The sequence below is a fragment of the Streptomyces griseoflavus genome, assembly GCF_014649995.1.
Classification (GTDB): Bacteria; Actinomycetota; Actinomycetes; order Streptomycetales; family Streptomycetaceae; genus Streptomyces; species Streptomyces griseoflavus.
Map to the genome: position 1 here is coordinate 100,521 of NZ_BMUC01000010.1, position 10,974 is coordinate 111,494.

Consider the following 10,974-nt stretch of genomic DNA (forward strand, 5'->3'; position numbering starts at 1 on the left):
CCGGCCCGCCACTCACTCGGTGGGACTGGGAGGGGGCCAGGGGGACCAGCGGGTGCCGGGGAGGGGAGAGGCCACTCGGACGACCAGGGCCGCCAGGGCCAGCAGGGCAGCCGCGACGGCGGCGGAGGTGGCGAGCCAGGCCGGCGCCAGGGCGAGGTCCACCGCACGGGAGAGGGTCGACGACGGGTAGGAACCGCCGTAGGCGTGGCTGCCGGCCAGGACGGCGGGGACGGTGACCGCTCCCGTCAGCACCAGCGCGCCGGGACGCACGACCAGGACCAGCGCCAGCACCGTGCACAGCACCGACAGGCCGACGGTGAAGGCGTGCAGGCCGAGGGGGACACCGTCGCTGCGCAGCGGGAAGTGGGTCACGGCGCACACGGCGAGGGCCACCGCGGCCAGCCAGCTCGACCAGATCACGGGGAGGGCGACCGGCCGGGGCGTGCGCTCGCGCGGGGCGCTGCGGCGCGGGGGCCGCGTCCGGCGGCCGGCGGGGCGCAGGCGACCGAGCCGGAAGCCGCCGTGCGGGACGGCCGCGCGCGTGCCGGGCCGGTGCTCCTCCGCCGCGGCCGGCCGGTCCTCGGCTTCCGGCCCGGGCGTCGGCGCCTCGGGCCGGCGGAGGTGTTCGGGGGGCCGGTGGAGGGCCAGGCGGTCGATCAGCTCGACCAGTTCGTCGACGGAGCGTCCGGTCGCGGCGGCGCGCAGCGCCTCCTCACGGCAGTGGGGTGCCACAGGCTCGTTGTGCAGCAGTGCCACCAGGAGGGTGACGTCGTCGACGGACCGGTGCGCCGCTGCCGCGCGGATGGTCTCGTCGGCGCTCGCGGCGTCGCGGGGCGGCCGGGTGAGGAGGGCCACGAGACGGGTGACGTCCTCCACGGACCGGTCGATCCCCGCGGCGCGCAGCGCGTCGACCACGGCCCTGGTGTGCTCGGGCGACCGTTCCAGCGCGGTGATCAGGTCGGCGACCTCTTCGAGCGGCCGGTCCGCCACGGCGGCGTGCACGAGGTCGCTGACCGGATCGCCGTACGGCTTCCCGGTCGCGACGGCGTCGGCGCGCGCCGGGTCCGGTGCTTCCGGGGGCGGTGCGCTGTCGAGGGGGTCGACGAGATCGACCGTGGCGACCGGATCGCGGGGGTGCACCGCCGGATCCGCCCGGTCCCCCGCCAGGGGCCGGGGGCGGGGCTGGTCCGGATGGCGCGTGCCGGTCGCGGTGACCGTGGGGGCGGCGGGCCGGGTCCCGGCCGCCTCGGGGGGTATGACCGGCTGGTTCGGGCGAGGCGAGGAGGGGGAAGTGGTCATGATCGGCTCCCTGGGAAGGCTGATGACCATTACTAGGCGTCCCCGCATCTCGTTGCCACTCGACTGCTCCACGGGGATGACCTGCGGGGATTCCGTGTTTCACAGGATCGCGACGGGGCATCGGACGCGTGCGCGCATGGCTGGTCCCCGCCGCCATACCGGGGCCGTCAGCGGGCATCCGGTCAAAGAAGGCTGTGCCGCGGCGACGGGCCGCGGCACTCCGGTTCACCCGCAGGAGGGCAGTGGCGTTGGAGTCGACCACCGTACTGCTGACCGTCGCCGCGGTCCTCGCGGCCGCGGTGCTGGCCGGCGCCGTCGCCGTCCTGGTCCGTCTGGTCCGTACGCGGCGGGAGTTGCGGCGGGCGGGACTGCCCACGGGTCCGCGCTGGGTGTTCTGGGGCGCGGTCCTCTACCTGGTGCTGCCGGCCGACCTGCTGCCCGACCCGGTCTACCTGGATGACGTGGGCGTCCTCCTTCTCGCACTGCGCACCATGCGTGGCTCCTCCGGCAAGGCCCTGTCGCCGGCGCCCTCGCGGCGGCAGGAACGGCGACCCGCCGGTGACTACGCTCCGTAAGGAAACCAACCACCCGTTCGATTCGTATAAGTCTCTGGAAGCCAAAAGAAGTCGGCGGACCAAGCGGCGGCGCACAGGGGGCCGTTGCTCGGTCGGCGCAGCACCGACGAGGGAGAGACGATGCAACCGTTCGCGCTCAACTACGCACGTCCGGCAGTTGAGTTGGCCGTTGCCACTCCGTACGCGTATGACTCCGGAATGCAGTTGAACGTCCTCGGTGACGGTCGGATCGCGGCCTGCGACCACGCGCTGTTGCGCGAGGTGGGGACGACGACGTCCACCGCGGGCTCCAAGACCCACTTCGACGACTGAACGCGGACCGTAGACCATGACCGTGCTGATCCTCACCTGCGAGGAGGATGTGACCGCCGACATGGTGGTGGTGCATCTGAACGGCTCGGGCGTGCCGGTGGTGCGCCTCGATCCCGCGGACCTCACCGGCGGCGTCTCGCTGTCCGGCGAGTTCGTCCACGGCCGCTTCCGCGGCCATCTGTCGGCCGGCGGGCGGCTGGTGAGCCTCGGAGGACTGCGGTCCGTGTGGGTGCGCCGGCCCGGGACCCCCGCCGGGCGTGCGCCGCAGCCGTCGGCGTGGCTGTCCGAGGAGGCCTCGCAGGCGCTCTACGGCTTGCTGCGGGGCTGCGACGCGCGGTGGATGAACCATCCGGACGCGGCCCGGCAGGCGCGTCACAAGCCGTGGCAGCTGCGGTTGGCGCAGCGCTGCGGTCTGCCCGTGCCGGCCACCGTGATCACCACGTTCCCGAGGGCCGCGCGGGAGTTCGCCGAGCGTTTCCCGGACCTGGTGGTCAAGCCGGTGTCGGGGGCGCATCCGCAGGATCCGCCGCGCGCGGTGCCGACCAGCAGGGTGGCTCCGGACACGGACTTCTCGGCGGTCGCGTACGGCCCGACGCTGCTTCAGCGGCGGATCGCCAAACGGGCGGACATCCGGCTGACCGTGGTGGGTGAGCGGTTGCTGGCCGCGCGCAAGGCCACGGCCCCGGACGCGGACCCGCGGGAGGTGGACGTGCGTTTCGCCGCGCCCGGTTCGCCCTGGGAGCCGGTCGAGGTCCCCGTGCGCACCGCCGACGCCGTTCGCACCTATGTGCGTCGGGCCGAACTGGCTTACGGCGCCTTTGACTTCGCCGAGGACGCGGACGGGACGTGGTGGTTCCTGGAGTGCAACCAGTCGGGGCAGTTCGGGTTCGTCGAAGTGGAGACGGAACAGCCGATCGCGCGGAGCATCGCCGAGTGGCTGTCCCGTCCCGTTCCCGACGAGCCCGCGGAGCTCGACGGGGCGAGCACCGGGGTGCGCTGAGGGGGCGTCAGTGGGGGACGGTCAGTGCGGTCGCGGCCCGGGCAGCAGGGCGGTGCGCTGCCAGCCGTTGCCCGGGGCGTGCGGCCGGTCGAGGCCGGGGCCGTGACCGGGGGACTGCAGGGGCCGCATGACCAGCTCCAGTTCCCTGCTCACGCGTTCGGCTTCGCGGCGGACCTGTGCGGGCACGTCGCCGCACTCCGCGATGAGTCGGTCGTAGATGGGAGAATCCTGGAACACCCGTCAACGTGCCTTTCTTCCCGGCGGCCCCGGTGCGGGGTCGCGACTGCCGAGTGTAGGCGCCCGTTCGGGGTGAAGGGGGCGTTCGGGGCGGTCAGGCGCCCGTCGTGGAACCGGGGCGGACGATCATCAGGACGGTGACGGTGGCCCAGAGCAGGTTGAACACCCCGGTGAACATCGCGAGTTGGACGGTGCTCCGCCGGTCGACGGGCCGGCGTTCGCTCACCTGTCCGAGGAGTTCGTCCTGACGGGGCAGCACGAAGGCGAGGAGCGTTCCGGCGGCCACCGCGGTCAGGGTGATCGACGCGATGAGCCAGCCGTCGCCCAGGACGCCCATCGCCAGGGCGGTGGCGAGGCCGAGCAGGGGCACGGCGATCCCCATGCGGGCGTAGACCCGGCAGATGCGGTGGAGCAGCGCGAGGGTGGTGACCTCCCTCCGGTCCGGCCCCTCGCCCTCCCCGGGGGCGGCCCGGCGCACGGCGGGCGGGAACATGCTGGCGGCGACGGTCACGGGACCGATGGCGATGATCGCGGCCAGGACGTGGAGGGACAGCAGGAGCTTCGTCACCGGGGCTCTTTCCTTGGTGTGGTCGGCGGTGCCCGGCCCACGCTAGGAGTGCGCCCGATGATCACCCAGAGGCTGGAACGACAGGTTTCCACGGGTTCTCGCCAACGCCCCCACCACGGTGTCGGCGTGCCGCCACATCGACGCACCGGTTCCGGGGCGTGGCGGGGATCCGCCTATCGTGGCCTTCATGCACTCCGTGGCGGTTCTGGTTCTCGATGGGGTCGTGCCGTTCGACATGGCGGCCCCCCTCCAGGTGTTCGACTGGACCCGGCTGCCCGACGGCCGGCGTCCCTACCGGGTCCGGCTGTGTGCCGAGCGGCCCGAGGTGGCCGCGGACGGCGGTTTCGCCCTGCGCGTCGACCGCGGCCTGGAGGCACTGGCGGACGCCGACACGGTCATCGTGCCGGGCCGCACGGAGGACGCCCCGCTCTCCCCCGCGGTCGTCGCCGCGCTGCGGCGGGCGGCCGAAGCGGATACCCGGATCGCCTCGGTGTGCGTGGGCGCCTTCGTGCTGGCGGAGGCCGGCCTGCTGGACGGTCTGCGCGCCACCACGCACTGGGTGGCCGCCGGCCGGCTGGCCCGCGACCATCCGCTGATCGACGTGGAGCCGGACGTGCTCTACGTCGACAACGGCCAGATCCTCACCTCGGCCGGCGCCGCCGCCGCGTTGGACATGTGCCTGCACATGATCCGCCGGGACCTGGGCTCGGCCGTGGCCGCGAACGCGGCCCGGATGTCGGTGATGCCCCTCGAACGAGAGGGCGGGCAGGCCCAGTTCATCGTGCACGACCATCCGCCCGTGCCCCGCGGATCCGCCCTGGAACCGTTGCTGGAGTGGATCGAGGACAATCTGGCGCACGAGGTCACGCTCGGGGCGCTGGCGGCGCGCGCCGGTATGAGCGAGCGCACCTTCAGCCGCCGGTTCCGGGAGCAGACGGGCACCACGCCGTTGCAGTGGCTGCTGCGGGCCCGGGTGCGGCGCGCCCAGTACCTGCTGGAGAACAGCGACCACACGATCGAACGCATCGCCCAGCAGTCCGGTTTCGGCTCGCCCACGGCGTTCCGTGAGCGGTTCCGCAAGGTGGTGGGCACCACTCCGCACGCCTACCGCTCGTCGTTCAACGGGCGGTCCGCCGCCGGCGCGAGCGCCCCGTAGCCGGTCGGCGGCCGGAAACTCAGACGGCCAGGGACAGGCCGGTCCCGCCGTCCGCCTCCGGGGTCCGGCCGGGCGCGGGCCCGGCCACGGGACGGACCAGCAGGGCGTCCGCCCGCGCTATGGCCTCGTCGATGCCGGACGTCGCCATCATCACGCAGAGCGTGTAGCTGACGTCCTCCAGTTCACGCGCCGCCGCCGGCGAGTGCCGCTCCGCCTGCGCGATCCGCAGCGTCGCATACCGCGTCAGCAACTGCCTGACGACCTTCGGGTCCGGTACGAGCACGAAGCGCCCCTTTCTGGTTTCCGCTGCGTATGCCCGCATCGGGCGGAAGCACTCACCCCTCGCACCCATGTGACCGCAATTGACCGAAAACACTCGCATCCCGACCGATCGCGTCGGCGCGCAGACGAAGGGCTCCACCCCGCACCGCCCCTCGGCGCGGGAAGGCGGAGGAGGTCAGGCCGCCTGGCCGCTGTGCAGGTCCGTGTAGGCCCCGCCGCGGCGCAGCAGTTCCTCGTGGGTGCCGACCTCCCGGATCCGGCCGTCCCCCATCACCACGATCCGGTCGGCGCCGCGCACGGTGGACAGCCGGTGCGCCACCACGAACGTGGTGCGCCCGCGCAGCAGCCGGGCGAGGGCCTCCTGCACCAGCGCCTCCGAGCGGGTGTCCAGCGCGGAGGTCGCCTCGTCCAGCACCAGCACCTTGGGGTCCCGGATCAGGGCACGGGCGATGGCGAGGCGCTGGCGCTGACCGCCGGACAACCGGGCGCCGCGTTCCCCGACCAGGGTGTCGAGGCCCCGGGGCAGCCGGTCGACGAACTCCAGCGCGTTGGCGTCGCGCAGCGCGGACCGTACCGTCTCCTCGTCGGCGTCGTCTATGCCGTAGGCGACGTTCTCCCGGACGGTGCCGTCGAACAGGATGGACTCCTGGGGCACCACCGACAGGAAGCGCCGGTAGGTGCGCAGGTCGAGACCGTTCATGTCGGTGCCGTCGAGCAGCAGCCGGCCGGAGGTCGGCCGGATGAAACCGATGACGAGGTTGAGCACCGTGGACTTGCCCGCCCCCGACGCCCCCACGAGCGCGATGGTCTCCCCCGGGGCGACGTCGAGGGTGAAGTCCCGCACGGCGGGGCGCCCGTCGCTCTCGTACGCGTGGCCGACGCCTTCGAAGGTGATCGCGCCGCGCAGCGCGGTGAGTTCCGTCTTGCCCTCGTTGTCCTCCAGCTCCGGCGCCTGCAGGACCTCGCCCACCGAGCGGACGGACTCCAGTCCCTTGGTGATGACCGGGGCCAGCCCGGCGAGTGTGGTCGTCGAGTTGGTGAGCGTGGTGAGGAACGCGCTGAGCATCACGACGTCGCCCGCGGTGACGCCCCACACGTCGTAGTACGAGATGAGCGCGGCGCCCGCCAGTACGCTCACGCCGACCACGTTGAGCACCACCCAGGCCAGCGACCCGAACCGGCCGTTGACCAGGTCCAGGCGCATTCCGGAGGTGAGCAGCCGGTCCAGCGTGCCGTCCATCCGGCGCAGCGCCTTGCCCTCCAGGCCGTGGGCGCGGGTGACCGGGATCAGCCGGGTCATCTCGGTCACCCGGGAGGAGAGGGTCTCCACCTCGTGGCGGAACTGCTCGTTGTGCGTGCGCAGCCGGGCCCTCAGCCTGGCGACGAGCAGTGCCGCCGCCGGCACCACGATGAGGAAGACGGGGAGGAACTCCGGGGTGCGGACGGCGATGATGACGAACCCGCCGGTGAGGACGGTGAGCGCGCCGAGGCCGGTCTCCGCGGTCTGCTGGACCATCTGCTCGACCGTCTCCACGTCCCGGACGACCTTGGCCTGGAGCACGCCCGCGCTGACGCGCGAGTGGTAGCCGAGGGAGAGCTGCTGCATGCGCGTGCACAGGGCGGAGCGCAGGGCGGTGCCCATGCGGCGGACGCTGCCGTACAGCAGGCGGACGTACAGCACGTGCAGCGGGTAGTTGACCAGCAGGATGACCATGATGACGCCGGTGCTGGTCCACAGCCGGGAGACCGGCTGGTGCTGGACGACGGTGTCGATGATGGAGGCGGTGATCAGCGGCAGCAGCCACACGGGGCTGTGCTTGACCGTGAAGACGACCACGGCGCCGGCCAGGCGGCCGCGGTCCGCCCGGAACAGGTAGGCGAGGGTGCGGATCGGGTGCTCGCCCCGGTACCGGTGGTCGAGCGGTCGTTCCGGCGTGGTCGCCATCGGCGGTGGCCCTCCCCTGGGGGACGTCTGTTCGGCGTTCGTAGAAAGCGCGTACCAGCCTGGTCGCGGAGCGGCCGGAAATCCAATAGAAGAACGTGAACGCATTCAGCGGACGGGGCACTGAATCGGGTCCGGTCCGACGCGCGGAGGGCGGCCCCCGGCGTTAGCCTGCGCGCAGCCGACCGTTCGCAGCGCTTCAGGAGGTATCGATGGGTTCACTCCTCAACCCGTATCTGAGCTTCGACGGGGACGCCCGGCAGGCGATGGAGTTCTATCAGGAGGTCTTCGGAGGTGAGCTGCGCCTCAACACCTTCGGTGACGCGGGGCACCCCGGCGCCGAGGGCTCCGACAAGATCATGCACGGCATGCTGACGACCACCGACGGCTTCACCCTCATGGGCGCGGACACACCGCCGGGCATGGAGTACGCCGCCGGGAACAACTTCGCCGTGAGCATCAGCGGCGAGGACGAGGACTCCCTGCGGGGCTACTGGGAGCGGCTCTCCGGCGGCGGCTCGGTGTCCGTGCCGCTGGAGCGGCAGATGTGGGGCGATGTGTTCGGCATGTGCACCGACCGCTTCGGCGTCCCGTGGATGGTCAACATCAACAAGCCCGGGGACTGAGCCGGGCCCCGGCCCGACCGGCGCCGGCCCGGTGGAGGGCGGCGACCGCAGGCACCTCTCCCGGCGACCGGGCTGTTGACAGGTCATTTCGGCAGGGATCATCGTTCTGACCCGGAGTGACGCGTCGGCAGGGCGCGAGGGGCACCGGCCCGGCGGCGGGCCACGGGAGAGGCGGCGGCATGCGGATCGGACTGCTCGGCACCGGACCCTGGGCCCGGGCGGCACACGCGCCCGCGCTGAGCGGGCACCGAGACCTCGACTTCGCCGGGATATGGGGCCGTCGCGCCGACGCCGCCGGGGAACTGGCCGCCCTGCACGGCACCCGGGCCTACGACGACGTGGACGCGCTGTTGGCCGACGTGGACGCGGTCGCCGTCGCCCTGCCGCCGGCGGTGCAGGCGGGGCTGGCGGTGCGCGCCGCACGGGCGGGCTGCCACCTGCTGCTCGACAAGCCGCTCGCGCCGACGGTCGAGGAAGGGCTGGCGGTGGTCGCGGCGGTCGAGGAGGCCCGGGTCGCCTCGGTGGTCTTCTTCACCACCCGTTTCCAGCCGGAGCCGGAAACGTGGATCACCGAACAGGCGCGCGCGGGAGGCTGGTTCACCGGGCGGGCGCAGTGGCTCGGGGCGGTGTTCGGCGACGCGGCCAGTCCATTCGCCGCCTCACCGTGGCGGCGGGAGAAGGGCGCGCTGTGGGACGTCGGCCCGCACGCCCTGTCCGTACTCCTCCCGGTGCTCGGCGAGCCGCGGCAGGTGACGGCGGCCGCCTACGGGCCCGGCGACACCGTCCATCTCGTCCTCGACCACGCGAGCGGCGCGTCGAGCAGTCTCACCCTGAGCCTGACCGCGCCCCCGGCCGCCGCGGGCGCCATGGTCGAACTGCGGGGCGAGGCGGGGGTCACGGTGCTCCCGCAGTCCTCGGAGGGCATCGTCCCGGTCCTCGGCCGGGCCGTGGACGCCCTGCTCACCGCGGCCCGCACCGGCGTTCCGCACGTCTGCGACGCGGAGTTCGCCCTCCGGGTGACGCGGGTGCTGGCCACGGCGGAGACCTTGTTGCACAGCGGGAGCCGCCCGTCGTGACGTGTCCGGCGACTGCGCAGCGGAACGCTCCGGACGCGCTGTGTGCCGCGGGTGCCCGGGGCGGCTTAAGCGGCCCTTAAAGGCCGGTTAAGCGATCGTGGGGAGACAGCCTGCACTTCACGTCATCGCAGGTCAGCGGGTGTCGGCGGACAAGTCGGACCGTTGGCGGGGGGCGTCGGTGTCCCTAGCATCGATGTCGCGCGCCGGTCCCGACGTCCAGCCTGAGAGCGCTCTCTCCGCTCCTCCCCCCCGCGTCGGCCGGTGCGGTCAGGAACCCGCACGAGCACCCTGGAGACCCCCACATGACTCCTCGTCATCAGCGCACCCTCGGCCGCCGCAAGGTCCTCTTCGCCCTCGGTGGAGCCGCCGTGGCCCTGCCCGCGGCGGCGGTCATCGCCCCGCACGCCCTCGCGGACCAGTCCGCCGGGCGGGAGGCCGGCCCGGCGGCGGCCTCGCTGCCGCTGACGATCGTCAACAACAGCGGTGCCTTCGACAACGCCAACGTGCACCTGTACGTCGTCGGCAACGCGGACGGCCGGCAGGTCCGGCTCACCCCCGAGGGGAACGTCGTCCCGATCTCCGCCTCGGACAACGGCCCCGACGGGTTCACCGACTACGCGATCAGCCTGTCCGGCGGCGAGACCAGGCTGTCCCTGCCCCACATGTCCGGCCGGATCTACGTCTCCCTGGGCGCCAAGCTGAAGTTCAAGGCCGTCACCGACGGCAACGGCGACGCGGCGTTGCAGTACCCGGCCGGCTGGGTCACCTCCGACCCCAACTACGGCGTGCTGCACGACTGCGCGGAGTTCACCCACAACTCCGCCGGCATGTTCTGCAACACCACGATGGTCGACATGTTCAGCGTGCCGCTGAGCATCCGGCTCACCGGCTCCGCCGACCGGACGACGGGCACGGTGCGCGCGGGCGGCCGCGCGGCGGCGTTCGCCGCCCTCAGGGAGGTCGAGGCGTTCTCCCGGCTGGTCGTGGACGACACCCGGATCATCGCCCCCGGCCACGGACTGGACGCCGGTCTGTTCGCCGGTGACTACCTCGCCCCGTACATCGACGAGGTGTGGAGCACGTACACCGGCCGGGATCTCAGGGTCACCACCAACGCCGGGACCTTCACCGGCCGGGTCCGCGGGGAGCGGTTCACCTTCGACGGGCCCGCCCAGGTCTCCTTCGCCAAGCCGTCCACCCGGGACGTCCTCTTCTGCGACGGGGCGCTGGCCGCCCCCAACGACGGCACCACCGGTCCGGTCGCCGCGGTGCTGGGCGCCGGCTTCAACCGGTCGACGCTGCTCAGCCACCCCGACCAGCCGACCGCCGACGCCTCGGTCTTCTACCGGACAGAACTCACCAACCACTACTCCCGGGCCGTCCACACCGCCACCGAGGACGGCCGGGCCTACGGCTTCGCCTTCGACGACGTGGCCGACTTCGCCTCGTACATCCAGGACACCGCGCCGACGGGCCTGCGGCTGACCCTCACGCCCTTCTAGGACCGCGCGCGGGGCGGGGGTTTCCCCCGGGGCCGGGAAGGTACTCCGGCATCCAGGAGGCGGCCCTTCACCGCGATGCCGCGAGCGCTTCCGGATGCACGGCGGGCATCCGCGATGAATGGTGAGTATCGGACCCGATGACAGCACCGGGGCCGCAACAGCGATCCGGACCCGAGGAGCCAGAAGATGTCGACGTCCCAGCCCGACGCGTCCCGGCAGCCCGAGGACAGCGCCACCCCGGACAGCATGCTCCACGCCCGCACCGGCACCGAGGTGTCACCGGAGGACCTGGTTCTCGCCTCCGGCAAGGACCTCACCCCGCAGAACCTCGAGTGGGCCAAGCGGAAGCTGGCCGAGGAAGGGCCCGCCGCCCTGGACAAGATCCTGCCCTGACCTGCC

13 protein-coding genes are annotated in these 10,974 nt (G+C 72.8%); 8 read left to right on the top strand and 5 right to left on the bottom strand.

Annotated elements, in window-relative coordinates; genetic code table 11:
* Positions 1-12 precede the first annotated feature (12 nt).
* Positions 13-1,299 (bottom strand): hypothetical protein, encoded by a 1,287-nt coding sequence (locus IE172_RS21435; RefSeq protein WP_190098897.1) that lies wholly within the window; start codon positions 1,297-1,299, stop codon positions 13-15.
* 248 nt (positions 1,300-1,547) lie between these two features.
* Here IE172_RS21435 and IE172_RS21440 point away from each other — a divergent pair, with 248 nt between their 5' ends.
* The 3 genes from IE172_RS21440 (at position 1,548) to tgmB (ending at position 3,186) form a co-directional block, all read left to right on the top strand.
* The gene (locus IE172_RS21440) at positions 1,548-1,874 is read left to right on the top strand and encodes a YkvA family protein (protein ID WP_190098898.1); all 327 of its coding nucleotides are present in this window, start codon (positions 1,548-1,550) and stop codon (positions 1,872-1,874) included.
* Positions 1,875-1,994: 120 nt separating this feature from the next.
* The gene (tgmA, locus tag IE172_RS21445) at positions 1,995-2,186 is read left to right on the top strand and encodes a putative ATP-grasp-modified RiPP (protein ID WP_149548982.1); all 192 of its coding nucleotides are present in this window, start codon (positions 1,995-1,997) and stop codon (positions 2,184-2,186) included.
* Positions 2,187-2,202: 16 nt separating this feature from the next.
* On the top strand, positions 2,203-3,186 hold the full coding sequence (gene tgmB / locus IE172_RS21450) for an ATP-grasp ribosomal peptide maturase (RefSeq protein ID WP_190098899.1): 984 nt from the start codon (positions 2,203-2,205) through the stop codon (positions 3,184-3,186).
* 21 nt (positions 3,187-3,207) lie between these two features.
* On the opposite strand, the gene IE172_RS21455 is transcribed toward tgmB, so the two are convergent.
* Together IE172_RS21455 and IE172_RS21460 are read right to left on the bottom strand one after the other, a co-directional pair.
* Positions 3,208-3,423, bottom strand: coding sequence for a hypothetical protein (locus tag IE172_RS21455; protein ID WP_190098900.1), 216 nt, complete (start codon positions 3,421-3,423; stop codon positions 3,208-3,210).
* A 94-nt stretch (positions 3,424-3,517) separates the two neighbouring features.
* Positions 3,518-3,991 carry a hypothetical protein gene (locus tag IE172_RS21460; RefSeq protein ID WP_190098901.1) on the bottom strand — a complete coding sequence of 158 codons (474 nt, stop codon included), beginning with the start codon at positions 3,989-3,991 and terminating at the stop codon, positions 3,518-3,520.
* 187 nt (positions 3,992-4,178) lie between these two features.
* Between IE172_RS21460 and IE172_RS21465 the strand changes: the two genes are divergently transcribed.
* Positions 4,179-5,147 carry a GlxA family transcriptional regulator gene (locus IE172_RS21465; RefSeq protein ID WP_190098902.1) on the top strand — a complete coding sequence of 323 codons (969 nt, stop codon included), beginning with the start codon at positions 4,179-4,181 and terminating at the stop codon, positions 5,145-5,147.
* A 19-nt stretch (positions 5,148-5,166) separates the two neighbouring features.
* Here the strand turns inward: IE172_RS21465 and IE172_RS21470 are convergent, their stop codons facing one another.
* Together IE172_RS21470 and IE172_RS21475 are read right to left on the bottom strand one after the other, a co-directional pair.
* A complete protein-coding gene (locus IE172_RS21470) occupies positions 5,167-5,430 on the bottom strand; it encodes a DUF5133 domain-containing protein (protein ID WP_190098903.1) in 264 nt (87 codons plus the stop codon).
* A gap of 174 nt (positions 5,431-5,604) precedes the next feature.
* A complete protein-coding gene (locus IE172_RS21475) occupies positions 5,605-7,374 on the bottom strand; it encodes an ABC transporter ATP-binding protein (protein WP_190098904.1) in 1,770 nt (589 codons plus the stop codon).
* 209 nt (positions 7,375-7,583) lie between these two features.
* Here IE172_RS21475 and IE172_RS21480 point away from each other — a divergent pair, with 209 nt between their 5' ends.
* The 4 genes from IE172_RS21480 to IE172_RS21495 all read left to right on the top strand — a co-directional run bounded on the left by IE172_RS21480 (position 7,584) and on the right by IE172_RS21495 (position 10,968).
* Positions 7,584-7,997, top strand: a complete 414-nt coding sequence (locus IE172_RS21480) for a VOC family protein (RefSeq protein ID WP_190098905.1) — start codon at positions 7,584-7,586, stop codon at positions 7,995-7,997.
* A 179-nt stretch (positions 7,998-8,176) separates the two neighbouring features.
* Positions 8,177-9,073: a Gfo/Idh/MocA family protein gene (locus tag IE172_RS21485; protein ID WP_190098906.1), complete on the top strand. Its 897-nt coding sequence runs from the start codon at positions 8,177-8,179 to the stop codon at positions 9,071-9,073.
* 302 nt (positions 9,074-9,375) lie between these two features.
* Positions 9,376-10,575, top strand: a complete 1,200-nt coding sequence (locus tag IE172_RS21490) for a beta-1,3-glucanase family protein (RefSeq protein WP_190098907.1) — start codon at positions 9,376-9,378, stop codon at positions 10,573-10,575.
* Positions 10,576-10,761: 186 nt separating this feature from the next.
* Positions 10,762-10,968, top strand: coding sequence for a hypothetical protein (locus IE172_RS21495; RefSeq protein WP_190098908.1), 207 nt, complete (start codon positions 10,762-10,764; stop codon positions 10,966-10,968).
* Positions 10,969-10,974: the final 6 nt, after the last annotated feature.